This window comes from Corynebacterium sp. HMSC063G05 (assembly GCF_001810555.1).
Taxonomy (GTDB): Bacteria; Actinomycetota; Actinomycetes; order Mycobacteriales; family Mycobacteriaceae; genus Corynebacterium; species Corynebacterium jeikeium_D.
Genome location: NZ_KV801861.1, coordinates 43466 through 68471, shown reverse-complemented (window position 1 = coordinate 68471; position 25006 = coordinate 43466). Strand labels below are relative to the sequence as shown.

At 59.6% G+C, this 25006-nt stretch carries 19 protein-coding genes; 11 read left to right on the top strand and 8 right to left on the bottom strand.

Annotated elements, in window-relative coordinates; genetic code table 11:
- Positions 1 to 479: 479 nt before the first annotated feature.
- Positions 480 to 1337 carry an HNH endonuclease family protein gene (locus HMPREF2751_RS08370; protein ID WP_083295689.1) on the bottom strand — a complete coding sequence of 286 codons (858 nt, stop codon included), beginning with the start codon at positions 1335 to 1337 and terminating at the stop codon, positions 480 to 482.
- A gap of 314 nt (positions 1338 to 1651) precedes the next feature.
- On the opposite strand from HMPREF2751_RS08370, the gene gltB reads away from it, so the two are divergent.
- Positions 1652 to 6274: a glutamate synthase large subunit gene (gene gltB, locus HMPREF2751_RS08365; protein WP_070595888.1), complete on the top strand. Its 4623-nt coding sequence runs from the start codon at positions 1652 to 1654 to the stop codon at positions 6272 to 6274.
- Entirely contained in the window at positions 6267 to 7808 is a 1542-nt protein-coding gene (locus HMPREF2751_RS08360) for a glutamate synthase subunit beta (protein WP_049172536.1), read from the top strand. The genes gltB and HMPREF2751_RS08360 overlap by 8 nt, the downstream gene beginning before the upstream one ends.
- An 8-nt stretch (positions 7809 to 7816) precedes the next feature.
- Here the strand turns inward: HMPREF2751_RS08360 and HMPREF2751_RS08355 are convergent, their stop codons facing one another.
- Positions 7817 to 10384 carry a multicopper oxidase domain-containing protein gene (locus HMPREF2751_RS08355; protein ID WP_070595860.1) on the bottom strand — a complete coding sequence of 856 codons (2568 nt, stop codon included), beginning with the start codon at positions 10382 to 10384 and terminating at the stop codon, positions 7817 to 7819.
- A gap of 132 nt (positions 10385 to 10516) precedes the next feature.
- Positions 10517 to 10669: a hypothetical protein gene (locus HMPREF2751_RS10830; RefSeq protein ID WP_161798520.1), complete on the bottom strand. Its 153-nt coding sequence runs from the start codon at positions 10667 to 10669 to the stop codon at positions 10517 to 10519.
- A 366-nt stretch (positions 10670 to 11035) separates the two neighbouring features.
- On the opposite strand from HMPREF2751_RS10830, the gene HMPREF2751_RS08350 reads away from it, so the two are divergent.
- The 6 genes from HMPREF2751_RS08350 to HMPREF2751_RS08325 are packed head-to-tail and all read left to right on the top strand — an operon-like array spanning position 11036 to position 18783.
- Positions 11036 to 12913, top strand: coding sequence for a polysaccharide biosynthesis protein (locus tag HMPREF2751_RS08350; RefSeq protein WP_070595859.1), 1878 nt, complete (start codon positions 11036 to 11038; stop codon positions 12911 to 12913).
- 18 nt (positions 12914 to 12931) lie between these two features.
- The gene (locus HMPREF2751_RS08345) at positions 12932 to 14176 is read left to right on the top strand and encodes a lipopolysaccharide biosynthesis protein (RefSeq protein WP_070595858.1); all 1245 of its coding nucleotides are present in this window, start codon (positions 12932 to 12934) and stop codon (positions 14174 to 14176) included.
- Between the two features lie 3 nt (positions 14177 to 14179).
- A complete protein-coding gene (locus tag HMPREF2751_RS08340; RefSeq protein WP_070595857.1) occupies positions 14180 to 15370 on the top strand; it encodes a glycosyltransferase family 4 protein in 1191 nt (396 codons plus the stop codon).
- Positions 15370 to 16548 (top strand): DegT/DnrJ/EryC1/StrS family aminotransferase, encoded by a 1179-nt coding sequence (locus HMPREF2751_RS08335; protein ID WP_070595856.1) that lies wholly within the window; start codon positions 15370 to 15372, stop codon positions 16546 to 16548. Before HMPREF2751_RS08340 ends, HMPREF2751_RS08335 begins: the two co-directional genes overlap by 1 nt.
- A complete protein-coding gene (locus HMPREF2751_RS08330; RefSeq protein ID WP_070595855.1) occupies positions 16545 to 18107 on the top strand; it encodes an O-antigen ligase family protein in 1563 nt (520 codons plus the stop codon). Before HMPREF2751_RS08335 ends, HMPREF2751_RS08330 begins: the two co-directional genes overlap by 4 nt.
- 10 nt (positions 18108 to 18117) lie before the next feature.
- Positions 18118 to 18783: a sugar transferase gene (locus HMPREF2751_RS08325; RefSeq protein WP_070595854.1), complete on the top strand. Its 666-nt coding sequence runs from the start codon at positions 18118 to 18120 to the stop codon at positions 18781 to 18783.
- Here the strand turns inward: HMPREF2751_RS08325 and HMPREF2751_RS08320 are convergent.
- Together HMPREF2751_RS08320 and HMPREF2751_RS08315 are read right to left on the bottom strand one after the other, a co-directional pair.
- Entirely contained in the window at positions 18767 to 19462 is a 696-nt protein-coding gene (locus HMPREF2751_RS08320) for a NeuD/PglB/VioB family sugar acetyltransferase (protein ID WP_070595853.1), read from the bottom strand. The two genes, HMPREF2751_RS08325 and HMPREF2751_RS08320, sit on opposite strands and share 17 nt — an antisense overlap.
- Before the next feature lie 58 nt (positions 19463 to 19520).
- Positions 19521 to 20048: an HPP family protein gene (locus tag HMPREF2751_RS08315; protein ID WP_070595852.1), complete on the bottom strand. Its 528-nt coding sequence runs from the start codon at positions 20046 to 20048 to the stop codon at positions 19521 to 19523.
- Between the two features lie 164 nt (positions 20049 to 20212).
- On the opposite strand from HMPREF2751_RS08315, the gene HMPREF2751_RS08310 reads away from it, so the two are divergent.
- Together HMPREF2751_RS08310 and HMPREF2751_RS08305 are read left to right on the top strand one after the other, a co-directional pair.
- The gene (locus tag HMPREF2751_RS08310; protein ID WP_005510922.1) at positions 20213 to 20506 is read left to right on the top strand and encodes an RNA-binding S4 domain-containing protein; all 294 of its coding nucleotides are present in this window, start codon (positions 20213 to 20215) and stop codon (positions 20504 to 20506) included.
- A gap of 3 nt (positions 20507 to 20509) precedes the next feature.
- Positions 20510 to 21391 (top strand): VOC family protein, encoded by an 882-nt coding sequence (locus tag HMPREF2751_RS08305; RefSeq protein WP_048731998.1) that lies wholly within the window; start codon positions 20510 to 20512, stop codon positions 21389 to 21391.
- Positions 21392 to 21440: 49 nt separating this feature from the next.
- On the opposite strand, the gene HMPREF2751_RS08300 is transcribed toward HMPREF2751_RS08305, so the two are convergent.
- The 3 genes from HMPREF2751_RS08300 to HMPREF2751_RS08290 form a co-directional block, all read right to left on the bottom strand.
- Positions 21441 to 21788, bottom strand: coding sequence for a PIN domain-containing protein (locus HMPREF2751_RS08300; protein WP_246823205.1), 348 nt, complete (start codon positions 21786 to 21788; stop codon positions 21441 to 21443).
- A gap of 119 nt (positions 21789 to 21907) precedes the next feature.
- A complete protein-coding gene (locus HMPREF2751_RS08295) occupies positions 21908 to 23092 on the bottom strand; it encodes an isocitrate/isopropylmalate family dehydrogenase (protein WP_070595850.1) in 1185 nt (394 codons plus the stop codon).
- Positions 23093 to 23137: 45 nt separating this feature from the next.
- Positions 23138 to 23692, bottom strand: a complete 555-nt coding sequence (locus HMPREF2751_RS08290; RefSeq protein ID WP_016421806.1) for a neocarzinostatin apoprotein domain-containing protein — start codon at positions 23690 to 23692, stop codon at positions 23138 to 23140.
- Between the two features lie 203 nt (positions 23693 to 23895).
- Here HMPREF2751_RS08290 and HMPREF2751_RS08285 point away from each other — a divergent pair, with 203 nt between their 5' ends.
- Positions 23896 to 25005: a heme/hemin ABC transporter substrate-binding protein gene (locus HMPREF2751_RS08285; RefSeq protein ID WP_070595849.1), complete on the top strand. Its 1110-nt coding sequence runs from the start codon at positions 23896 to 23898 to the stop codon at positions 25003 to 25005.
- Position 25006 lies beyond the last annotated feature (1 nt).

Below are 25006 nucleotides of genomic sequence, written 5' to 3'. Positions count from 1 at the left end.
ACACTGACACCATCAGTCACGGTAGTGCGATTTTGTAACAACCAGACTTTAACAAACCTGTGCCGCGTCAAAAAGTAGTTTCCACGAAGAAAAGTAAAAAATACGCAGTCGGCGTGCGCAATGCTTTACGACGGATACCTTTTCGCGTACGGGCTCGAGGATACAGTGTTATCAAACAGTTATAAACCGACAGGAAGCAGTGAATATAACGAAAGGATAACACTGCGGTAACGAATTCAATTCTGATATTGACGTATATAACTCTATGAACCCAGGGGTTTTCGGTTGGTTTGTTTGACGGGGCGGGCAGTAGCTGAATGGCGGTCGCCCCCAGAAATTAGGGGGCTAGGAATCTTCTGAAAAATAGAAATGTTCGAGACTAGGAGGGGCGGAGGTTGCGAGTGCGTAGCTGAATAGGTGGCATATTCGCTGGCTTGAGCCTCGGTGTGCGGCATCGGTGAGCGTCGGAGGAAGTTGCCCTAATTCAGGGTTAGGGCGGCAAGTGTGGGCTCATCCTCTGGTGTGCAGGTAGAGAGCCAACGGTCGATGGCATCGTACTCCGCCTGTGTGAGCCACAGGTGGTATTTCTGTTTTACTGCCACCTGGCGAGCAACATACTGGCAGCGAAATGGCTTATTGGCGGGTACCCAGGATGCGGCATCGCTATCCCGCTTCTGTTGATTGGCGGGGCCATCGACGGCCAAGAGGTTGAGGGGGTCATTGGCAAAGTCCTGCCGAACCTCGGGCGGGAGTTGCTGTGCCCCCTTTTGCCAGGCGTCGCTTAAGGCTACGACATGGTCGATTTGAACGGCAGAAGAGGTATCGCGGCCACGCTGGAACTCAATCATCGTGCCGGTATAGGGATCCAGTAATTGCCCTGAAAGCACGACGCAATCGTGGCTATTTGGTTTGTACTCCTTATTAATAAGGTCACGATTCAAAATATCGTTTCGCGTGTCACATCCGTTGTGCCCAAACTCGGCAGAGACGTCGTCGCTCCAACGTTGCCCGAACTCATCGCGCGCATAGCCGGTTTTCGGTGCGCGCCCTTTTACCTCCAGCTGGTTGAGGGCGCTACGGATGCCGTCGATAGGCGATGTGCCGGGCGCTGGGGTGTCCGGGGCGGCGGGGGCGTGGGGCACTTCGGGAATCTCGGGCGCGGGTTCCTCTGGCTCGGGCGTAAATGCGGGTGCCGGTGCCGGGCTGTATGACTGGCTCTCTGGAGTGGGGGCTGTGGGAGCCGTGCAGCCGCTGAGGATTGTCGCTGCGCCGATAAGGAGGGCGAGGCCCTGCAGTGGCGAGCGGAAACGACGGTTGGCGAGCATGGAGCTAACCATAGCGGTGGGGGCGGATTGGGTATGGAGAGAGGTGCGCTAAAGAATCGAACAATTGTGCGTAGTTAGCGGGGGTGGTAGCTCGATTAGGGGGTTATGGCGTTAAAGCGGGTAGTAAAAGCCCGGTTTTAGTCGAACGGGAAGGGTGTTCTAGCTCCTTCGGGGGTGGGTAAATATAGCTAGTTCCCTAAATACGTATTGCAATACGCCTAGGTGAAAGTGCATTGTTAAAACAGTTGGAAATATAGATAACCCGTGTCCCCCAATTGGCACATTGCACCTACAAGGGGAAAACAGCCATGACAGCTAAGACAGCCATGACTCTGACCGAAACAGCGACCACATTGCCTCGTGGTCCTCAGAGGGAAGGTCTCTACCACCCGTCGAACGAACATGATGCGTGTGGCGTGGCCTTTGTTGCCGACATTTACGGTCGCCAGACCCATGACATTGTGGAAAAGGGCATTCAGGCACTGGTCAACCTCGACCACCGCGGTGCCGCCGGCGCCGAGAAGACCATCGGCGACGGTGCCGGCATTCTCATTCAGGTTCCGGATGCCTACTACCGTGCTGAGCTGAGCAAGGAAGGCGTTATTTTGCCGCCGGCCGGAACCTACGCCACCGGTATTGCGTTCCTGCCGCAGTCGCGCATGGCCACCCTCGATGCCATCCGGGCTATTGAAGACATCTGCGCCGAAGAGGGCATCGAGATCTTGGCATGGCGCGATGTGCCGATTAACGCTGACGGGCTTGGTCAGATGGCTCGCCAGGCTATGCCGGTGCTGCGTCAGCTCTTCGTTACCGCGAAGAACTACGAGGGTCGCCAGCTCAGCGATATCGATCTCGACCGCAAGATGTTCTTCCTGCGTAAGCGCTGCGAGCGTGAGCTGGGTGAACAGGGCGCCGGCGAGGGCTCTGGTGGCGACACCGTGTATTTCCCGTCGCTGTCCAGCCGCACGATCGTCTACAAGGGCATGCTGACTACTCCGCAGCTGAAGGATTTCTACCTTGACCTGCAGCAGAAGGAAGTCACTTCCGCGCTCGCCATCGTGCACTCGCGCTTTTCCACGAACACTTTCCCGTCCTGGCCGCTGGCACATCCGTACCGCTACGTCGCTCACAATGGCGAAATCAACACCGTGCGCGGCAACGAGAACTGGATGCGCGCCCGCGAGTCGCTGATTCGCTCTGGCAAGCTGGGAAACATCGACCGCGCACTGCCGGTGTGCGACCCCAACGGTTCTGACACTGCGCGTTTCGACGAGGCCCTGGAGCTACTGCATCTCGGTGGTCGCAGTCTCCCGCACGCGGTCATGATGATGGTTCCGCAGGCCTGGGAGCACGACGACAATCTCAGCCCGCAGGTTCGCGCGTTCTACGAGTACCACGCCTGCCTGATGGAGCCGTGGGACGGCCCCGCTGCCATCTGCTTTACCGACGGCCAGGTCATCGGTGCCACCCTGGATCGCAATGGTCTGCGCCCGGGGCGCATCTGGGTGACCGACGAGGGCCTGGTGGTGATGGCCTCCGAAGCTGGTGTCCTGGATATCCCGCCGGAGCAGATTGTGCAGCGCACGCGCGTGCAGCCGGGGCGCATGTTCCTGGTGGACATGAAGGCCGGTCGCATTATTGAGGACAAGGAGATTAAGTCCACGCTGGCCGCCACCGGTCCATACGAGGAATGGATCAAAGCGGGCCTGGTCGACATCACCGACCTGCCACGAGAGCGCTACCAGTACATGCCGCATGTCCGCGCGGTGTTGCGGCAGCGCGTCTTCGGCATCACCGAGGAAGACGTTGACCTAATCATCCGCCCGATGGCACTCACCGGCGCGGAGGGCCTGGGTTCGATGGGCTCGGACACGCCAATCGCGGCACTGTCCAACCGCCCCCGCATGCTGTTCGACTTCTTCTCGCAGCGGTTCGCACAGGTGACCAACCCGCCGCTGGACTCGCTGCGCGAAAGGTCCATCACCAGCATGAATACGTTGCTGGGGGCAGAGACCAACATCCTGGAGCCCACTGCCGATGCCGCGCGTCGCATCCGGCTTGAGCATCCAATCCTGGACAACCACGACTTTGTCACCCTGTGCCAGGCGGGCAAGAACGAGGAGTACTCCGAGTTCCGTGCCGAGGTCATCTCCGGCCTGTACCCGGTCGCCCGCGGTGGCCGTGGCCTGCGCAACGCTATCCGTCGTGTTCGCCGTGAGGTCTCTGAGGCCATTGACCGTGGTGCCCGACTGATTGTGCTGTCTGACCGTGAGTCCAACGAGCGCTTTGCCCCTATCCCGTCGCTGCTGCTGACCTCCGCGGTTCACCACCACCTGGTGGAGGAGCGCACTCGCACGCGCGCCAGCCTCATCATTGAGGCTGGCGACGCCCGCGAGGTGCACCACATGGCCATGCTGCTGGGCTTTGGCGCCGATGCCATTAACCCGTACATGGCTTTCGAAACCATCGATGAGCTGCGCATGAAGGACCAGCTCGGAGCTCTGACGTTGGATCAGGCCTGCTCGAACTACTGCAAGGCTGCCTCCAAGGGCGTGCTGAAGGTCATGTCCAAGATGGGTATCGCCTCACTGCAGTCCTACCGTGGCGCTCAGCTGGCCGACACCGTCGGTCTGTCGCAGGAGTTCCTGGACGAGTACTTCACCGGCACTGTTTCTCCGCTGGAAGGTATTGGTCTCGACGAGGTCGCAGAAGATGTTGCCGCGCGCCACCGCAGCGCATTCCTGCCGCGCCCGGAAGAGCAGGCACACCGCGAGCTGGATCTCGGGGGCGAGTACAAGTGGCGCCGCGAAGGCGAGTACCACCTGTTCAACCCGGAGACCATCTACACGCTGCAGCATGCCACCCGCACTGGTCAGTACGCGGTCTTCCGCGACTACACCAACAAGGTCGATGAGCAGACCAAGCAGCTGGCAACTCTGCGCGGCATGCTCGAGTTCGCCTCGGACCGCGAGCCAATCGACATTGAAGAGGTCGAACCGGTCTCGAGCATCGTCAAGCGTTTCTCCACCGGCGCAATGAGCTATGGCTCCATCTCTGCGGAGGCACACGAGACGCTGGCCATCGCTATGAATCGCCTGGGTGCGATGTCCAACTCCGGCGAGGGCGGCGAGGACCCAGACCGTTTCGAAATGGAGGCCAACGGCGACTGGAAACGCTCTGCCATCAAGCAGGTCGCATCGGGCCGCTTCGGTGTGACCAGCTACTACCTGTCCAACTGCACCGACATCCAGATCAAGATGGCCCAGGGTGCAAAGCCCGGCGAGGGTGGCCAGTTGCCACCGAACAAGGTCTACCCGTGGATCGCGGAGGTCCGCATCACCACCCCGGGCGTGGGGCTAATCTCGCCGCCACCGCACCACGACATCTACTCAATCGAGGATCTGGCACAGCTCATCTACGACCTCAAGAACGCCAATCCGCGCGCCCGCATTCACGTCAAGCTCGTCTCCGAGCAGGGCGTGGGTACCGTCGCCGCTGGTGTCTCGAAGGCGCATGCCGACGTCGTGCTGATCTCCGGCCACGATGGCGGCACTGGTGCCTCGCCACTGACCAGCCTCAAGCACGCCGGCGGTCCGTGGGAGCTGGGGCTCGCTGAAACCCAGCAGACCCTGATGCTCAACGGGCTGCGCGACCGCATCCGCGTGCAGTGCGATGGCCAGCTCAAGACCGGTCGTGATGTCGTGGTCGCGATGTTGCTGGGTGCTGAGGAGTTTGGTTTTGCTACCGCTCCGCTGGTGGTTGAGGGCTGCGTCATGATGCGCGTCTGCCACCTGGACACCTGTCCAGTTGGTATTGCCACCCAGAATCCGAAGTTGCGGAGCAAGTTCACCGGCCGTGCCGAGCACGTGGTCAACTTCTTCACCTTCATCGCCCAGCAGGTCCGTGAATACCTCGCTGAGCTGGGTTTCCGCACCATCGATGAAGCGGTCGGACATGCCGAGTGCCTGCGTCCGCGCAAGGATCTCGACAACCTTCCGCGCGTCGCAAAGCTTGACCTGGAGCGAATCCTGCACGTTGCCGAAAGCCCCTTCTTTGCGGACCAGGATTCCTACTGCACGAAGGCGCAGGACCACGGCCTTGAGGGCGCGTTGGATGAGCGCCTCATCGACGAAGCGCAGCCCGCGCTGCGTACGGCGCGCGCGAATGGGCTGGCGCCGACACCGGTATCGCTGCACCACGCCATCAGCAATGTGAACCGTTCCGTGGGCACGCGCCTGGGGTATGAAGTCACCAAAGTCGCAGGTAAGCAGGGGCTTGCCGACGACTCCATCGTCGTCAACCTGCTCGGTTCCGCCGGTAACTCGCTGGGTGCGTTCCTGCCGGCCGGTGTGACCATCAAGCTGGAGGGCGATGCCAACGACTTCGTCGGCAAGGGCCTGTGCGGTGGCAAGATTGTGGTTCGACCTTCACGTTCGGCCCCGCCGACCGCGGATGTGGCTACCGACACCATTGCCGGCAATGTCATTGGTTTTGGTGCCACCAGCGGTGAGATCTTCGTCCGCGGCACTGTCGGTGAGCGCTTCTGCGTGCGTAACTCCGGTGCTACGGCCGTGGTCGAGGGCATCGGTAACCACGGTTGCGAGTACATGACCGGTGGCCGCGTCGTAGTGGCGGGCCCGGTCGGTCACAACTTCGGCGCCGGTATGAGTGGCGGTATCGCTTACCTGCTGGATAACGAGGCGACGCGGGCGAACATCAACACCGAGCTGGTCGATATTGTGCCGCTCGATGATGAGGACATCAGCTGGTTGGAGGCCACGCTGTCGAAGCACCGCAAGCTCACGGGTTCTAAGACTCGGTTCCCGGCTGCACAGTTCATCAAAATCATGCCGCGTGATTACGCCCGAATTCTCGACGTAGTCGCGAAGGCAAAGGACAACGACGCTGACATCAACGAAGCAATCATGGAGGCAGTAACCAATGGCTGATCCGAAGGGGTTCATGAAATTCCAGCGCGAAGAGCCTGCACATCGCCCGGTTCCGCTGCGTCTGATGGACTGGAAAGAGGTCTATGAGGAGGCTAGCAACGAGCAGGTGCAACAGCAGGCGACCCGCTGTATGGACTGTGGTGTGCCGTTTTGTCACTCGGCCTGCCCGCTGGGCAACATCATTCCGGAGTGGAATGACCTGGTTCGTCAGAACCGCTGGCACGAGGCTTTCGAGCGCTTGCACGCCACCAACAACTTCCCGGAGTGGACGGGCCGCCTGTGCCCGGCACCGTGTGAGGGCGGTTGTGTGCTCGGCATCAATGATGATGCCGTGACCATTAAGAACATCGAGCTGGCCATCGTTGAACGCGGCTTCGATGAGGGCTGGGTGCAGCCGATTGTGCCGACTTTCGACACCGGCCAACACATCGCTGTCATCGGCTCCGGGCCGGCGGGCCTTGCTGCAGCACAGCAGCTGACTCGCGCCGGGCATGATGTCACGGTCTTCGAGCGCGACGACAAGATTGGTGGTCTGATGCGCTACGGCGTGCCGGACTACAAGATGGAGCAGCGTTTCCTCGACCGTCGTCTCGAGCAGATGGAAATCGAGGGCACTGAGTTCCGCACCAACATCTCACCGACGGCTGCTGACCTGGCCGAATTCGATGCAGTGGTCCTAGCTACCGGCGCGTCACTGGCCCGCGACCTGCCTGTCGATGGCCGTGATTTGGAGGGTATTCACCAGGCTATGGAGTACCTGCCGGGTGCCAACCGCGTTGCCGCAGGCGAGCTCGACACCCCGCCGATTGATGCGAAGGGCAAGAAGGTCGTTGTCATTGGCGGCGGTGACACCGGCATTGACTGCTTCGGTACCGCGCTGCGCCAGGGAGCGGCGTCCGTCACGCAGTTCGATATTCGCCCCCGTGCACCGAAGTCCCGTGCGGCGTCGACTCCGTGGCCGATGTACCCGCTGGTCTGGCGCGTGGCGACTGCTCACGAAGAAGGTGAGTACACCATCACCGGTTCCGAACCGCCAGAGGTTACCGAGGCGCTCGGCCTTAACGCTCGCGTCACCGGCGAGACCCTGGGCAAGCGCGTGTTCAACGTCAACACCGTCTCCTTCCACGGCGAGGACGGGCACGTGACCGGCCTGTCCGCCAACGAGGTCGAGGTCATCGATGGCAAGCGTGTGCCTATGGAGGACACGGATTTCGAACTCGATGCCGACCTAGTTCTCATCGCGCTGGGCTTCTCCGGTCCGGAGCGCGGCGGTCTGCCCCATGAGCTGGGGATTCAGTTCAACGATCGCGGTGTGATGATGCGTGACGACGACTACCTCGCCGTGCGCAGCGACATCGAGCAGAACTTCGACGGTCCGGTGTTCGTGGCCGGTGACAATGGCCGTGGTGCCAGTTTGATTGTGTGGGCTATCGCCGAAGGCCGCGCTTGCGCCGAGGCCGTGGACCAGTACCTGATGGGCGAGTCCAACTTGCCTCGCGCGGTGGAGCCAGAAGACGCTCCAATTAAGTTGTAAACCCTGGTTTAGTTCACCACTATGTTGCCGCGTGCCCCCATTTCGGCATGCACCATCTGGTGGTCAACAAAGCGGTACGTGCCTGGCTCCGGGAATTCGGCCTCAACATAACCGCCCTGCGCGGCACCGAGGTCAAGGGCTTGGGCACCGCCCACGCCGTCGTCAAGCAAAAGCGCGCCCTCCTTGTACACGCGATGGAACTGCGTGCCGACGATATGGAAGCTCGTGCCCTTGTTGGGGCCGGCGGCAAGTACCCAGAAACGTACCGTCTCACCTGCGCGAATGCGAATTGGGTGGGTGAGATACTGGTCGGGGTAGCCGTTGAACTTGTAGATATCGGGATCCTCGGCCATGGCCTTGTCGGCGTCGGGACCGTCCTCGCCCCAGTAGCTTTCCGACTGCACCAGAAGAACCTCGTGGTCGACATCAGTGAGATTCGGTGGGTCGATGATGACGGCACCGTGCATACCGGCAGCGATGTGCATGGACATGGGCATGGTTGCGCAGTGGTACATCCAGATGCCCGCGCGGTCAGCACGGAAGCGGTACTCAAGCTTCTCACCAGGGGCGATGTCGCGCATTGGCTCGTCCGGCGAAACAATGCCGGCGTGAAAGTCGATGGAGTGACTCATGGTGCCGTCATTAATGAGCGTGACGACGAACTCGTCGCCCACCTTGCCGCGCAAAGTTGGCCCCAGCGGTTTGCCGTTGAATACCCAATGCTGCTGCTCGACGCCAGGGGCAGCGTAGCCGGTGAACTCGCTGGCTCGCAGCGTGACGTGGTGAACCGTGGCGTCCTCGGCGGGCGTCAACATTGGATTGATGGTGGGGGAGTCCGGACCGGGCTGTTCGCCGACATTCCCGAGTGCGCCTGGCGTTGCGTGGTCGGAGTGGCCGCTGTTCCCGGTGCGGTGTGAATGATTCGAGCCACCTGCATTGACCGTGAGCGTCATGCCCATCTGGCGGTGACCAGCAATGGTGCACCAGCCGTCAATGTCACCGGGAACAACCGGCACTTCAATGGTGGCGGAGTTGCCAGGGGCGACACGTCCGGTGTCCTCGCCGGTGGCCAAGCGCAGATCGTGGACCTGGGAATCAGCGTTGACCATGGTGATGACCAGTCGGTCGCCGGGGTTCGCCTCTATAACGTTCGGGGTATAGGTCATATCGTTGGCAGTAACCGTCACCTCGACGGTTTCTCCGGTGGGCGCAACATCGCTGGTGGTTTCAATGCTTCCCGTACCGCCACCGCCACCGCTCAGCGCAACGCCGACGGTTACTACCAGGCCCAATACAGCCAGAGCAGCGGTAGTTTGAGCACCGAGTCGACGTGCAGTTGCGTGCAGTTCGACCGGGTTCGGCGGTGCTTCCTTGTTCGCCCGTGCCTTCTGACTCTCTTTTAACGCACCAATCTGAGCCTTCGCGGCACGGCCGACAAGTGGCAGATAAGACACCAAGGCAAGGGAGACCATTGCGGAGACCGCCACTTTGGTCCAGGAAGGCAGCGGCATTAGCCACAGTGCCAGACCAATATTGATGGTCGACCAGCGGAATGCGCCCGCGCGGTCAAGTTCCTTCATACCGGCAGAGACTGGACCAGCACCTCCGCCGATGGTTGCGGGCAGGAGTTGGCTCATCATGCCGATTAGCAGTTGTGCACCGAAACCGATTACCAGCGGCAGCGTGAGGGATGAGATTACGAAGCCGTCGTCAAGCGCCTTGACTGTGGCGACTGCGAGTGTGCCGATTAGCCATACGATGGCGGCCGCGACAGACAGCGCCGGGTAGCTGAGGCGGTCGCGGGGGTCTTTAGCGACGGTCATGACGTTGTGCGCCCACGGGATGGCGGCTATGACCCAGCCGATAGTGATGATGCCAAGGCCGACCGAGGCGATCCAGTTGATGCTGGTCAGTGCACCGATCGCGGTAATCGCGATACCTATGAGCTGTATTGCTAGTGCCAGCTTCGGGCGGGAATGCGGCGACATCTGGGTTCGCCACAGCGCTGGGAACATGGTGATGAGCGTGCCGCAGGCCGCGAGCCCGAGGAAGCCAATGAGGTTGACGGCTTCGTGTGCCAATAGGAGGTCGTCGTGAAGCGCTTTGCCCTTCGGAGATGCGAGGATGGCGCCGAGTGCAGCGCCGATGGGCAGTAGGCATGCCGACGCGACGTAGTGCGCAACGGAGATGGCGAATGGTCGATCGCGCTTCGCTACCAGGTCGCGTCCGAGGGAAATCGCATGCCATGCGACGGCGACGCCGACGACCGTCGCGCCGGTGGTGGTCACTGGCCACCAGTCACCGAGCTTGCCGACGACCGTTGCGACAATACCTACGTTGAGCAGGTAAATATTTGCCAACTGAATCTTCCGATTGCCAACGGGCACGTCGATTTTCAGTAGCTTTTCGGTGAAGTGGCGGCCCCAGATGAGGATGGAGTTGGTGACGGCGCCGAGGGTAAAGAGATGCACCAACAGCCAACGGCTATCGGTGACGAAAGGGTGAATGAGTGCTGCCACGATGATGGAGGCGAACCACCAGCGCACTGGCATGCCGGCCTTGCGGTGCCAGGACATGCGGCGCTTCTTGCCAGGCTTAGTAGGCGGTTTGGTTGTGGGGGATTGGGGTTCTGGTGTGGCGTGCGACGACATATATCAATAATACGCATACTGGGTGCGCATTTAATATGGGCGCATGTAAGAGTGCTTTTATTTGGTCGGGTCTTCGCCGTTTTTGTGGGCCTGCCAGAACTGTGTGGTCTTCTGTGTCTGACCCATCCGGTTTTGAATCAGCATCAGGGCAGCAAGGAAGGGCTTCCGGGTGATGAAAGCGCGTGCCCGACGCATTGATGATGTGCTCACGGGGAAGTGTAACCCTTTTGTCAAAAACGATTGTTTGAGTATTCACGCAAATACTTCCTTGAATAAATATCTCAATAAAGAGGTGATTGTGCATTAATTGCAATCGTCAGGAAGTGGTTACGTTAGAAGCTAGTTTGTACAGCTAGTTAGATGAATGTAAACAGATTGAAGCTTCAGTAAACAGTTGGTGAAACGTTGTTTTACCAGGGAGAATGATGAGTGGTAAAGGTGGCTTTTTGGCTACCCGAACGATGGGGTAGCCCTTTGTAGTAGGGGGCTGTAAATGTAGTTCATATCGCATAGTATGCCAAGCCTGTGGAACGCATTGTGCGTAAGAAAATTTAACCAGCAGTAAAAGGCATAAGAATGTTTATCCGAGACTGGAAGCAGCTCGCCTGGTGCGTATTTGACGTACTCGCCTGGCTGATTGCGCTGTCCGCCGCTAACGGAATCGTCCGCGGTGAATTGGTATCTTTCTCTGAAATATCAGGCACTAATTTTTTGGTTGTCGCTGTCGCCGTGGCCGTCATCGTCCTGCTCGGCCTGCTGCTCGGGGAGTACACCAACCCACAACGCGTATGGCCCGGCAGTCGAACTGAAGATATTGTTCTGCTGAGCATCAGCATGGGCGGCGCTACCGCAGCCACTGGGGTAGCTCAAATCCTGAAGACCTTCCCGGAAATTGCGTGGTACGTTCCGTTCGCAGGCGGCTGTGTCGCAACTTTGGCAAGTATCTATACCCGAACTCTCGCTCGCTGGATTACCAACAACTTTGGCTCCCGTCAGACGGATGATCGCTTGATTGTTCTCGGTGCAGGCCGTCGAGCCAAATTCTTTATTAACAGCCTTACGGATTCCGGTATCTCCCGTGAGAACCGCTTCCACTTGGTTGGAATCGTCGATCCCAAAGAAAGCGGCGAGAACCATATTTCTCGTATCCATGGTCTCCGCGTGGTTCGTGGAATTGATCAGCTGGGTGAGCTCGCATCGCGCACTTCGGCGCAGTCGGTCATCATTGCGACTGATGAGCCACTGTCCACTGAGTGCATCAACGTCCTCAACCACATTTGTGAGGAATCGTCGCTGCGCCTGCTCATTCTGCCGCCGGTGGAAGAGTACTCGCGCCACCGTGGTGCTGTCGCTACCTCGCAGGTGCGCGAAATTAACATCGCCGACCTCATTGGCCGTCAGCCTCTGCACCTGGATGAATCCAAGGTCGCTTCCATAATCCGCGGTAAGAAGGTGCTGGTCACCGGCGCTGGAGGTTCTATCGGTTCGGAAATCTGCCGACAGGTTCACCGCTTTGAGCCGGCAGAACTGATCATGCTGGATCGCGATGAGGGCGGCTTGCATGCCACGCAGCTGTCGCTGACGGGTTCGGCGCTTCTCGACGGCTCCGATACCGTCCTGGCTGATATCCGTGACGCGGAGATGCTGACGCAAATCTTCACCGAGCGCAAGCCCGATGTTGTCTACCATGCTGCAGCTCTCAAGCACCTGCCACTGCTGGAGAGCTACCCTGCAGAAGCAGTGCAAACCAATGTCATCGGAACCCAGAACGTCCTGGATGCAGCGGCTGCGGCTAACGTTTCAACCGTTATTAATATTTCCACGGACAAGGCTGCGAACCCGGCCTCGATTCTGGGTGAATCCAAGCGCGCTGCGGAACGTCTGACTGCGCACATGGGGAAAACTCACGAAGGTGTCTGGGCATCTGTCCGCTTCGGTAACGTGTTTGGCTCGCGCGGTTCGGTCATTACGACTTTCCAGCGTCAGATTGAAGAGGGCGGCCCGGTGACGGTGACGCATCCTGACGTTCAGCGCTACTTCATGACCATTCCGGAGGCATCGCAGCTGGTGCTGCAGGCTACCGTTATTGCAGAGTCCGGTGAGACTCTGGTGCTGGAGATGGGTAAGCCGGTCAAGATTGCTGAGCTGGCGGAGAACCTCATTAGGCTCCATGACGCAGACGTAGAGATTGTCTACACGGGTCTTCGTGACGGTGAGAAAATCTCCGAGGACTTGGTTGATGACCGCGAGGTTCCCAAGATCGGTGATCGTCATCCGCTAATCACTGAGGTACGTGTTGAGCCGGAACGGCTGAATTCGCGGATTCTCCCGTGCACACATAATCACGATGCTGCACGTCGTTGGCTTGCAGAGCACGGTGGGGCGCAAAGCAGTATTGAGGCGCATCCCACCGGTGCACAATCACTTGCAACCGCTAGCTCGAAAGCAAAATAGTTAGGATGACTCCCCACCGTGACAACCACCAGCTCCTCTAACTCCGGGCAGCTGGCGCAAAGAGTTCGAACAGTTGCGACGATTTCGGCAGCTTCAGCGCTCGCCGCAGTCGTCGCCTTTGTGGTCAGTATTCTTTCCGCGCGAGTGCTGGGGCCCGCCGGTCGAGGCGAGGTCGCTACCGTTTTGCAGTTCGCCTATATTGTGGCGCCATTCGTCGGATTTGGGGCCGATCGGCTTTTGCTGCGCCGCGATGATTACGACCACGGTCTCATTCCGAGTGGTTTCGCCATGACTGTGGTCGCTCTGATTGCCTGTGCCATCGCAGGAGTCGTCTACGGACCGTGGACGGCAATGGCCGGCGTCGTCGCCTTGGTTACCGTGTCATTTTCCATGGTCCGTGCCATGGCTATCAGCCGCCATCGAGTGTCCTTCTTCGTCGCAGTATTCGTCGGTTTTCAGGGCTCAGTACTGCTAATAAGCGCTGCGCTCTATTTCGCCGGAGTCGAGGACTGGCGCTGGTGGGCTGCGGCCTATATCTTCCCGGCACTGCCACTGGCAATCTGGTCGCTAGCGAAGTCACGCAAACACACCGATTCCCGTGTTGGCGGAGTGGCAGAGACGGCACGAACAAATGCCCCATTCATCGCATCGGGTCTGGGGCCGTTGACGACCACACGCTTGGGTCGCGTTTTGCTGCCGGCGCTGGCCTCACCGGCGTCGTTAGGTCTTTTTGTAGTCGTGGCGACGGCGACGGAACCGCTGTACTGGATCGCGCAGTCAGTCGCCGATCAGCGCACCAGCGACCAGAGGGGTCGCGAACTCACCCCATCTCGTGTGCTCCGACACCTTGGCATAGTCACTGCAGCGTACGGAGCACTTGGTGCGCTCGGTGGGGTGGCACTCTACTTCCTCATCGTGCCGGTATTCGGCCATGAGTTTGAGCCTTCCCGGGAGTTGGTGCTGCCACTGACTATCGCGGCCGTGGTGCTCGGCTGCTACCGACACCTGTGCGGTGAAATTCTCGGCAGCGACAATCCCCGTCGAATTGGCCGAGTGGAGCTCATTTCCGCCGTTATCGCTGTCATTTGTTACCCGATGGGCATTCTTCTCGGAGACGCCCTCGGTCTCGCGTGGACCAGCGCAATTGTCTACTTTGCAGCAGCCGCTGTTGCAGCAGTGGCGCTGATGCAGCCAAGCGGAGGCCAGAAGAATCCATCAACTACCACCGAAGAACTCCCCGTCGACGTAATCGAGGAAGCCTAAACAATGCGAATCACTTATATCCACCAGCACTTTGTTCTCCCCGGTGAGCCGGGTGGTTCCCGACCCTACGAGTTTGCCCGACGAATGGCCGCCGCAGGCCACGAGGTGACAATGATCTGTGGTCGCGATGAGGCCATGGATAAAACGGTTGATGGTATCCACGTGCGTCGTCTAGCGATTCCGTACCGCAATGAAATGTCGAAGCGCGAGCGTATCGTCAGTTTCTTGAACTTCCTGGTGCGCGCCTCCGCGGTCGCTGCCCGTGTGCCTGCCGACGTGATCTACGCGTCCTCGACCCCGCTGACTGTGGCGGTTCCGGGAATCGTGGCGAAGTTTACCCAGCGTGCGCCGTTGGTGGCGGAGATCCGTGACCTGTGGCCAGAGGTGCCGATCAAGTTGGGCTACCTCAATAATCCGGTGGCAATTTTCTTGGCCAAGCAGCTGGAGAAGGCATTTTATGCGGCATCGAGCGAGGTCGTGGCGCTGTCGCCGTCGATGGCCGATGGCGTCAAAGAGGTCGCTCCGAAGAAGCGCGTGACCGTCATTCCGAATGCGTCGGACTTTGAGCGCTTTGATGTCCCGGCCGAGCAGCGTACAGCTTTCCGAAAGGAGCAGGGCTGGGGCGATGACGTGGTAGCTGTCTATGCCGGTGGTTTTGGCATGTCCTACCAGCTGGAGTGGCTTGTGGATTTGGCGGCGCAGCTGCGTCGTGATGGCGTGGAGAATGTGCGTTTTGTCCTGCTGGGACAGGGAAGCGACTCGGATGCGTTGTACCAGCGCGCCAAGGACGCTGGCCTCGATGCCGATGCGATGTTCCTCGGCCGTCAGCCGAAGGAAGATGTCGCCAAGTACGTGTCTGCCGCCGATATCGCGCTATCGCCGCTGCGTGATGACCCCTGCCTGGAGGGCAACTCCCTGAACAAGGTCTTCGATGCCATGGCCGCATCGCGTCCGGTGGTGTTCAACCATGGTGGCTGGCTGGAGGAAGCCGCAACCGAGCACGATGCCGGTTGGCGTCTCTCGCGCGATATTCCGACCGCGGCCAAGCGATTCGCTGAGATCATCTCCGACCGCGATGAGATGCGCGCAGCGGGACAGCGAAACCGCGAACTGGGTGAGAAGCGTTTTGCCCGTGACAGCCTGTACAACCAGCTCATCGAGGTACTCAACCGCGTCCGAAAGGTGCAGAAGTAATGACTAACGCCGACGCTAACAAGCCCAATGAGCGGATCTTCCTTTCGCTCGCGACAGTCACCGAAGCAGAAGAACAGGCCGTCGTTCGCGCGCTCCACTCTGGTTGGGTGGCTCCGTTGGGCCCCGAAGTAGACGCGTTTGAAGCGGAGATTGCCAAGCGCTGCGGTGTTGAGCTCGCGCTCGCGCTGTCGTCTGGCACCGCTGGTCTGCACTTGGCGCTGCTTGCGCTGGGGATCGGTGAAGGTGACTACATTCCGGTTTCCACCATGACCTTCGCGGCCACGACCAACGCCATTGCTTACGTTGGTGCTACGCCGGTGTTCGTCGATGCCGCAGAGGACGGAAACATCGACCCTGAGCTGCTGCTCCGCACCGTCGATGAGCTGCTTGCCGAGGGCAAGAGCGTTCCCGCCGTGATGATTGTGGACCTCTTTGGCCGCTGCGCCGATTACCCGGCCTTCGCGCCACGCCTGGAAGAACTCGGCATCGCGCTCATCGAGGACGCCGCCGAGGCGCTCGGTGCCAGCGTCCATGGTCAGCCGGCCGGCAGTTTCGGCCGTGCCGCCGCGCTGTCTTTCAACGGCAACAAAATCATGACCACCTCCGGCGGTGGCATGCTGCTGTCCAACGATGCTGACCTCATCGCCCGCGCGCGCTACCTCTCCACGCAGGCGCGTCAGCCCGTCGCCTGGTACGAACACACCGAAATCGGCTACAACTACCGCCTGTCCAGTCTGCTCGCCGCACTGGGGCGGGCGCAGCACTCGCGTCTGGACGACATGATCGCTCGCCGCCGCCAGATTCGTGATGCGTACATCGATTTGCTCGCCTCGCTTGACGACGATGCCCCTGGTAAAGGTACCCGCTTGCTCTCTGACTCCGACGAGCGTTTCACCGAGAACTGCTGGCTGACCTCAATTGTGTTGCCGCAGGAGGCCGTCGATAAGGGCGTCCTGAGCCCAGACAGCGTGGTTGCAGCACTGGGTGAGGCCAACATTGAGGCTCGTCACCTGTGGAAGCCCATGCACCTACAGCCGGTGTATGAAGGCGCGCGAGCGACCATCAACGGCACCGCTGAGAATCTTTTCTCCCGTGGCATTACTCTTCCTAGTGGTCCGGCGCTGGACGATGACGACGTCGCGCGGGTGATAGGTGTTTTGAAGGAAGTGCTGGGATGACTTCTACAGAGGTAGCTGGAGAAACTGTAAAACAGCGAAAACCAATACTGCAGTCGCTGTTTATTGTGGTGGCCGCGGGAATGTTTGCTGGTGTCCTCTACGTTGGCGACACGACGATGAAGGACGTCTCTTCGGCGCTTCCTAATCTCTCTCTTGCATTGCCGATTTTGGTAATCGTTGCAATCCTTACCGCCATCGGCACCCCAGAAGCGCAGCGCCAGAGTTGGCTGAATGCGATGAAAGGCGCTGGCAATGTAAAGCAGTGGCCGATGGCCGTGTGGGCATTAGTGGCTTTCTATGCCTGGTTGTTCTGGATGATGCTGTCCGGACTGTGGGCCCCCGAAGCTGCCGAAGTTGCTCCTGTCGTTACTGCGTTGATAACGCTTGGGCTCATCGCCACGATGTCAGCAATACTGTTCTATTTGCATCCTCAGGCACTGGTATGGCTGTGGTTAGCAGTAGTCATTTGCTCGCTTATTTTTCTCTACGGTGGCATTACTGGTCCGAAATATGTCGGGCGCATGACGGCGTTCGGCGGTGGACCGAATGTCTTTGCCCGTTTCATGCTGTACGGCATCGCGGCAGCTGTGTTTTTCATGCTGTGGCGTAAGTTCATGTGGGCAGCTCTCTTGTTCGCTGCACCATTTGCTTACGGTCTCGTTGCGTCGGGAAGCCGCGGTGTACTGGTTGCTACCACCGTGGTAGTCCTCTTTACCGCTATAGCTGTGTTTTTTCACTGGGGTTGGAAGTGGGCGACTGTTTTTTACGTCGCAGTCGCCGCAGCGGTCGCGTATGGATACTCGCGGTTCATCGCAGGTACCGAGATTGAAGAGTACTTTAAGACGCGCTTTATCCAGTTGACCTTCGAAAAAGAACATGATTCCGGACGCGGTCATCTCCATGATGAAGCTTTCCGAATCATGGGTGAACACCGCATCTTTGGTGGAGGCCTGCATAGCTTCGTTGTGCTGTCGACACCGAGGTCTTCACGTCCATTGGAGCATCCGCACAATATCTTCTACACAGTCGGATCTGAAGCGGGTGTCATAGGTATCGGCCTGTTTGTGATTGTGCTGGTTGTGCTGGCAATCGCCTGTCGCCACCTATTCAAGTTTCTTCAAGCTGGTCTGACCGCAGCTGTGGCGTTAGCGGTTCTTGTGGCACAGGTTTTTTCCGGCTACTACTACGATTCCCGTTCGCTATGGCTATTTGGCTTTGCAGCAGCATTTACAATGCTGAGCCTACGGCGCCGCGCGCAGGACACAGCATTGGCAGAACCAGAGCTGGAGCCGCAACCAGAACCCGCAGCCGAGCCCGAACCAGTCATGGTCACCGATACCGCGGAGCCGGTTGTGCCGGAGCTGGAGCCAGCGGTGGCCGTCGTCAAGCAAAGTGCGCCTGACAACCAGAATGACCACAAGAAACTGCGCGTTGCGGCAGCGTCGTTTGCCGCGGCCGGTGCAGTGGGTGCAATCGGATGGCTGGTCAGGAACCGTTCCAATGCGGAAGTCGATGCGCGTGCCGAAAAGCTTCTGCGCGAAATGTTCAACGAAAAATAGGAGATAACCAATGGATTCACTGAGCATCCGCGCGCAACGGGTAATTAAGCGTGGCGTCGACATCGCGGCATCTGCAGCGGGCTTGATTGTGCTGTCGCCAGTTATGGGCGCTACGGCTCTGGCAGTGCGACTTTCCATGGGAAAGCCAGTCCTATTCCGCCAGGAACGCCCGGGCCAGGATGGTAAGCCGTTTAATATCCTCAAGTTCCGGACGATGCACCACGTCAATCCGGCAAAGGGGCTTGTCGACGATGCGTCCCGCCTCACCGAGGTGGGAAAATTCCTTCGGTCCACAAGCTTGGACGAACTCCCGGAGCTCTTTAACGTTCTGCGTGGCGACATGAGCCTCGTTGGCCCGCGTCCGCTGCGAATGAAGTACCTAGAGCGCTATTCGCCGCGCCAAGCACGCCGCCATGAGGTGCCACCGGGAATTACGGGGCTTGCCCAGGTGTCGGGCCGCAATGGCATCACCTGGGAAGAACGTTTCGAGTACGACGTGCAGTACGTGGATAATTGGTCGCTACTGCTCGATGCAAAGATTCTGCTTGACACGATCTTGGTGGTGCTCAAGCGTGAAGGGATCTCGGAAGAGGGGCAAGTGACTATGACCGAGTTCACCGGTTCGTCGGATGAGAATTCGGCGGAGAAGGACGTCTCGGCTAGCGCAGGTTCTTAATCACACTTGCAGGAACACCGGCGACAACGGTGTAGTCATCGACATCGCTAGTAACTGCGGCTCCGGATCCGATGTACGCTCCCTCGCCAACGGTGAGGCCGGGGTTGATTACGGAGTTGGCGCCTAGGGTGCAGGCTTCGCCAAGCGTGACAAAGCCCGACACGGCATTGAGCGGGAAGATTGTGCAGTAGTCCCGCAGCACCGCATCGTGGCCAATCGTGACATTCATATTGATTTGGGCGTGCTTGCCTACCTCAATATTGCAGGTCAGGCGCGCTCCGGGGCAGATGACCGTGCCCTCTCCGAGCGAGACCAGCGCGCCAATGCTGGTGTCTGGGTGGACCAGAGTCGCAGGCACGAGCCCTTCGGTATCTGCGCGTTGCACAATCGAACGTCGAGCTGCGCCGCTGCCGATTGCGACTGTGTAGTAGACCCCCTCGGGCAAGTCAGCGAGGATTTCGGTTTTGCCCAAGAGTTGCACGCCCATTTTGTGGAAAAAGGTCATATCTGGGGTGCCATCATCAATAATGCCTAGGATTTCCCACTGCGGTGGTAGGCCGTTGGCTGCTGCGTAGTCGTTGATGTCCTTGATGAAGCTGACCACGTTTCGGCCAAAACCACCAGCGCCGACGATGACAATCTTTTCGGTCGTCGTGTTGTTAATCCACTGCTTTGGCATGAGTGTCATTATCCCACTGATAGCCGTATTTAGCCGGAGTGCGTGACTGCGAATTCACCTACCACCAGTAGGTGGGATACCGAAGGCCGCGCAGTCGATTTGCGAGGATGCCAAGCACCACGATCATGATCGACGAAGCGAAAATGAAGCCTATGAAGCGGAAGTCGTTGGCAAGCCCATGGCCGTGTGGCATTAGCACGGTGACCATAGCGGTAGCGGTGGCAGGGGAGTGAGCCGCGCGAGCAAGAAGCATGAGCGCGAAGGCAACGCCGGCGGCAACCGCTGCAGCAATGATGGTCGAACCCAACATGTGCAGAATTGCGATGCCAGTCGTGCAGCCGATGAGGTGTCCGACCACCACATTTCGTGGCTGAGCCAGAGGCAAGTTGGGCGCACCGACGATAAGTGCCATGGCAGCGCCAATAGGGGGCAAAAATAGCAGGTCAGAGACAGAAGTTGAGATGAGTGCCAGGGTCATCAGCGGCAGGCTCACGGCTACCGAGGCGGCGATAATATGGCGCAGCGGAGGGCGGGGTGGCGCTTCGCTGGCAATCCGGAGCCACTTCGGGGACCGTGAATTAGACATGAGAACGATGTTAGGGTGTGCTGCCTCATCCGCGTCGCGGTTCGAGGTTTTTATCGAAACAGAAGTTTAAATGGGGTGGCGCCCAGGTCTCCCAAGCCTCCAAACCCGAACCAGACCCGAACCAAACTCCGACCATTTTCACCGGGTATGACACACTTAAGGACATGGAGCCTATCGATGTCGCAATCCGGGACGAGTCTATCCGTCTCGGGCAATTCCTGAAGTTGGCAAACCTGGTGGAAACGGGCGGTCTGGCCAAGGAACTCATTGCCGAGGGCCAGGTCAGCGTGAACGGTGAGGTCGACACTCGCCGTGGCAAGGTGCTGCGTCCAGGGGACGTCGTCTCTGTTGCCGGTATGTCGGCACGCGTGGCCACCGCCGATGAAGTCGATGATGACTACTTTGATGAGGCCACCGCCGACGATGACTTTGATCCTGAAAAGTGGAGGAACTTGTAACTCATGCCCGCATTTCCCGCCGAATTTGGCATGCCCCTGCGCGTAGATCTGCTCTCCGCCGCACCGCGTAAGACCGAGCGCTTCTACCGCGGCGTTCTCGGGTGGGCTTATCGCAATACCGCGCCAATCCATGAGGATGCCCGCGAGGCATCCGCTGGTCGCCGCGTTGCCATGCTGTCCGGAATGCCGGTGTCGGTGCTGCTTGAGGCCGATAAGGACGCTGAGGATGCCTTCGTCAACCAGTGGCGCGTGAATTTCCATGTCGACTCCGCCGCTGGTGCCGTCGAGAAGGCGCGCGAGCTCGGCGCTGAGGTCTTCCAGGAACCGACCCCGCTTGTCGACGGATCCACGATGGCCGTCGTTTCCGACCCCGCCGGTGGCCTCATTGGGCTGCTGGAACAGCCGGGTGAGCAGGCCTTTATCGCAGCGGGCGAGCCCGGCACCCCGGTGTGGTTCGAGCTGGTCGCAGGCCCGGAGGAGACCTTTGAGCAGGTCGCGGACTTCTACCACAACTTCTTTGGCTGGGAAATCGCAGTGCGCAACAAGAATGAGCACGGCACTTTCGCAGTTGCGATGGAAGACGGGGCGCCGTTCGCTGGCTTGGTAGCCAGCTCGGTTGCTGCACAGACCGATGCGGCAGATAAGAGCTTCGTTGGCTGGCTGGCCTACCTTGGCGTGGAGAACATCGACACCGCTGTCGCCAAGGCTGAGGAACTGGGCGGTTCCGTGCTCGTTGCCCCGCAGGCCACCGAGTTCGGCCCGCTGGCAACCGTGCAGGACCCGTGTGGTGCGGCGGTTGTACTCTGCGAGGTGCCGCTGCCACCGGAGGACGACATCCGCGAGTCGGACCCGCTGGAAGGCATTGACCTCAGCCAGTTCCAGTAGGAGCTAGAGCTCTTCTTCGTCGTCCTCAGGGTCCTGTTTTCCGGTGTAGTTAACGTGTAAAGGATCGTCTTCGTTTTTTAGCCAATGCAGTGAAGAAGTCATTGGTCCAGGTAAAAAGTTCACTTTTACCAAGGTTGACTTGCTGCTGGAGCAATGGGTGATAAACAACCCGCTGTGACGGTGGGCAGTCGTAGTAAAAGATTCGGTACAGTCCAGCGCGCGATTCACGTATATGGCGATGGCAGTACTTGACCAGTTCATCAGCGCGATCTTCTGCGGTCTTATGACCAAACAGTGTTGCCGCACGTTTGCGGTAAAAGCCACCATCAACAAGCACTGCTGTAGTGATCTCGCGTAAAGGCACAGCTCGCGCAGCACTATATCTGTTTCTACTCATATTTCTTGGCCCTCCCCCTATGAGTAATCCCAGTCATCGGCGCTCTCCTTATCGGCGGAGGGTCAACGGCTGGGATTGATAGCAACCACTTTAATTGCGCTTCGTAATCGAGTCAATGCCTACAACCCCAGCTCCGCTCGCACCGCAGCCACAAACTCGCTGGTAGTCGCAGTGCCGCCGAGGTCTGGCGTCGGTGCAGTGCGCGTCGCGGCGTAGACGGCCTCGCGCAGCTTGGCAGCGGGCGCAAGTTCTGAGGTCGGTGCCCCAAGGTGCTCCGCGCACATAGCCGTAGAGAGCAAAAACGCAGCCGGGTTGGCAATGCCATGCCCCGCAATGTCAGGTGCCGAACCGTGCACCGGCTCGAACACCGCGAAGTTGTCGCCCACATTCGCCGATGCCGCCAGCCCCAGCCCGCCAATCAGGCCTGCGCCGATGTCACTGAGGATGTCACCGATGAGGTTCTCCGCGATGATGACATCAAAGCGCGCTGGGTCGGTCACTAGCTGCATTGCCACGGCATCCGCATTGGCAAAATCGAATGTGACCTGCGAATACTCCTCAGCCACCTGCTCAACTGCCCCGCGAATCACACGCGCAGAGTCCCGCAGGATATTCGGTTTGTCCGCCATCGTCACCGTCGGCGTGGCCTCCGAATCGGGGTTTGCCGCCTGCCGCGCGAGAGCCAACTTGGCCGCCTGTCGCGCAAGGCGGTGCCACGCAAAGGACGTCGTCACGCGCAAAGAAACCGCAACGTCGCCACGCTTATCGACGGCGCGGGCCACCGTCGAGTCCTCTGCCACCTCTGCCCACAGGTGGTGGTGCGGGGAGTCGGCCGGGGCGTCGTGAGGCGGAAGGAGATAGTCGTGGCTGTAGAGGCCCTCGGTGTTTTCGCGAACGATGGTGAAGTCGGCAGTCGCGCCGGGCAGGGTGACCGGGCGGATGTTGGTGAAGAGATCGAGGCGCTGGCGCAGCTGGAGAACAGGGGAGCGGTAGGTCAGGCCGGTATCGCGCAGATGCGGTGCTAGTTCTTCCTCAGCCTCGCGAGCGGGCTTGGAGGTAATCGCCGCGAGCAGAGCGGCATCGCTGCGCGCAAGTGTTTCCCAGGTTTCCTGTGGGACGGGATTGCCGTGCGCACACCACTGTGACCAGCCAATTTGTGCCTCTGTTAGCTCCCAGTGGGGGAAGACATCGGCGATGAGTCCTCGGCAGGCATCGGTGATTTCGGGGCCGATGCCGTCGCCGGGCAGGAGTGTGATGCGGCGCGTTGCCGCGTCGTTGGCAGTCACAGGCTGGGCGGTTTCCATGGCTCTTAGCCTAGGACTGCGACGCCTGCGCGTGTGTGGTTTGGCCTACTTTGCGAAAGTAACCGGGATCTCGGTGATGTCCTCGAAGCCCTCGCTGTGGTCACCGAAGAGCTTCAGCACGCAGTCCTGCTGGGTGCAGTCCACGGCCTCGCCGGTGGGCACAACGCTGAGCTCAAAGTGTGCGGTGTTGTCGTCGGCGATGGTGGTGGTGCCGCCGGACTTCTTGGTAATCCACTGCTGCGACTGGGTGCCGGCACTGCGGTCACCGGTGCAGTCCGGGACGGGGTTGCCTGGAGCCTTCTCGGCGGCGCAGAGTGCGGCGTAGTAGCCGTAGTCGGGGTCGAGACCAGACAGGTCGACGGAGATGACATCGCCCTCGGAGAGGTCGTTGACCGGCTCGGCCTCCATGGTTACTTCGCCGGCGCTGGCGTCGGTGTCGGTTTCTTGATCTGCAGCCGAGCTGGTGGTTTCCGAGGCGTTGGCAGCATCCTGCGCGGCATCGGACGCGTCATCTGCGCCACAGGCGGCGAGAAGTGGAAGTGCGGCGACGGCCGGAATAGCCAGGAAAGCCGCGCGACGCTGGAGTGTACGAGTAGTCATAGGAGGTAACGTCCTTCCGAAAAACTGTAGAAATTACTATCTTTATTTAAGGGTAGGCTAACCTAGAACTAAAAGATAGCCTAAGATTCTTTGGGTGAGTAGAGCAAAGTCCTTTCTAAGCTCTTTGTTACTAGTGTTAGTCGTTATTTAGTCATTCTTTTTGTCGTCTATCTCCGTGCAGCGTCAGCTCACAGAGGGGGAATATGTTCACCGTGCCTGCCTGTCGCGTTCGCAGTCTTGCCGGAACACTGCTGAGTGTTGTCCTAGTCGCAGGACTAGTCGCCTGTGGTTCCGATGATGCCGCGAGGGAGGGGGCATCGTCGTCAAGCGCTGGCGTGACGACGGTTCCGCGCGCCGACAACATTTCCGCTCACGGTGCCGCGCATGCGAACCTGCCTTCGGAAAACCCCGAAGTGCTGCTGAAAGACCCGAAACCGGCGGCGGACAAGGACTACCAGCGTATTCTCACGCTTGACCGGGCGGGAGCACTCAGTCGTGCGGTCTACACGCTTGGTCTCGGAGACCGTCTGGTGGGGCGCGACGCCACCTCCGATTTCCCGGCGGTAAAGGATTTGCCGAACCTCACCATCGGCGGGCATGCAGTCAATGCTGAGTCGGTGATGAAGCTGAAGCCGGAGCTCATCATTACCGATGGCACGATTGGCCCTAGCCGTGTCTTCGACACGTTTGAAAAAGCGGGAATCACTGTCGTCCATGTGTCGGACGAGCGCACTCCTGAGACGATCAACACGCTTATCGACGAAGTCGCGGGCGCAGTCGGCCTGGCTGACCAAGTTGGCCCGGTGAAGGAGCACCTGGACACGGAGCTGGCGGCTGCGACCGAGTACGCGCAGGCCAAGGCCGATGGCCGCAAGATGATGATTCTCTACGTGCGCGGAACCGGTGTGGCCATGATTGCGGGACCGGATTCTGGTGGGCGTTCTCTGATCACTCGTCTCGGCGGTGTTGATGCCGGTGAGGGCGTGGGTATTGAGGGTGCGTTCACGCCGATTACGCCAGAGTCGCTCATCGCTGCGGCTCCAGACACCATCCTGGTTATGTCTGGTGGCCTGGAGTCCGTCGGCGGGATTGAAGGCTTGAAGGAAATCCCGGGCATCGCACAGACCCCGGCGGGCCAGAATGAGTCCGTTGTGGACGTGCCCGATTCGCAGCTGCTGTCCTTTGACTCGCAGTCGCCGCGTGCGATTCGCGCCATTGCGGATGCTCTCTACGGTGGCGGTGCTGGTGATGGTGCAGGTGATGGCGCTGGTGCAGGCTCTCGTGTGAGCGCTGACAAGACTGCGGGGAAGTGAC

Excerpts from the sequence above, each read along its gene's own strand:
- HMPREF2751_RS08325 (WP_070595854.1), top strand. The coding sequence starts at position 18,118 with ATGGATTCACTGAGCATCCGCGCGCAACGGGTAATTAAGCGTGGCGTC.
- HMPREF2751_RS08370 (WP_083295689.1), bottom strand. The coding sequence starts at position 1,337 with ATGGTTAGCTCCATGCTCGCCAACCGTCGTTTCCGCTCGCCACTGCAG.
- HMPREF2751_RS08360 (WP_049172536.1), top strand. The coding sequence starts at position 6,267 with ATGGCTGATCCGAAGGGGTTCATGAAATTCCAGCGCGAAGAGCCTGCA.
- HMPREF2751_RS08310 (WP_005510922.1), top strand. The coding sequence starts at position 20,213 with ATGGAGCCTATCGATGTCGCAATCCGGGACGAGTCTATCCGTCTCGGG.
- HMPREF2751_RS08305 (WP_048731998.1), top strand. The coding sequence starts at position 20,510 with ATGCCCGCATTTCCCGCCGAATTTGGCATGCCCCTGCGCGTAGATCTG.
- HMPREF2751_RS08350 (WP_070595859.1), top strand. The coding sequence starts at position 11,036 with ATGTTTATCCGAGACTGGAAGCAGCTCGCCTGGTGCGTATTTGACGTA.
- HMPREF2751_RS08335 (WP_070595856.1), top strand. The coding sequence starts at position 15,370 with ATGACTAACGCCGACGCTAACAAGCCCAATGAGCGGATCTTCCTTTCG.
- HMPREF2751_RS08320 (WP_070595853.1), bottom strand. The coding sequence starts at position 19,462 with ATGCCAAAGCAGTGGATTAACAACACGACGACCGAAAAGATTGTCATC.
- HMPREF2751_RS08330 (WP_070595855.1), top strand. The coding sequence starts at position 16,545 with ATGACTTCTACAGAGGTAGCTGGAGAAACTGTAAAACAGCGAAAACCA.
- HMPREF2751_RS08340 (WP_070595857.1), top strand. The coding sequence starts at position 14,180 with ATGCGAATCACTTATATCCACCAGCACTTTGTTCTCCCCGGTGAGCCG.
- HMPREF2751_RS08300 (WP_246823205.1), bottom strand. The coding sequence starts at position 21,788 with ATGAGTAGAAACAGATATAGTGCTGCGCGAGCTGTGCCTTTACGCGAG.
- gltB (WP_070595888.1), top strand. The coding sequence starts at position 1,652 with ATGACTCTGACCGAAACAGCGACCACATTGCCTCGTGGTCCTCAGAGG.
- HMPREF2751_RS08315 (WP_070595852.1), bottom strand. The coding sequence starts at position 20,048 with ATGTCTAATTCACGGTCCCCGAAGTGGCTCCGGATTGCCAGCGAAGCG.
- HMPREF2751_RS08285 (WP_070595849.1), top strand. The coding sequence starts at position 23,896 with ATGTTCACCGTGCCTGCCTGTCGCGTTCGCAGTCTTGCCGGAACACTG.
- HMPREF2751_RS08295 (WP_070595850.1), bottom strand. The coding sequence starts at position 23,092 with ATGGAAACCGCCCAGCCTGTGACTGCCAACGACGCGGCAACGCGCCGC.
- HMPREF2751_RS08355 (WP_070595860.1), bottom strand. The coding sequence starts at position 10,384 with ATGTCCTGGCACCGCAAGGCCGGCATGCCAGTGCGCTGGTGGTTCGCC.
- HMPREF2751_RS08290 (WP_016421806.1), bottom strand. The coding sequence starts at position 23,692 with ATGACTACTCGTACACTCCAGCGTCGCGCGGCTTTCCTGGCTATTCCG.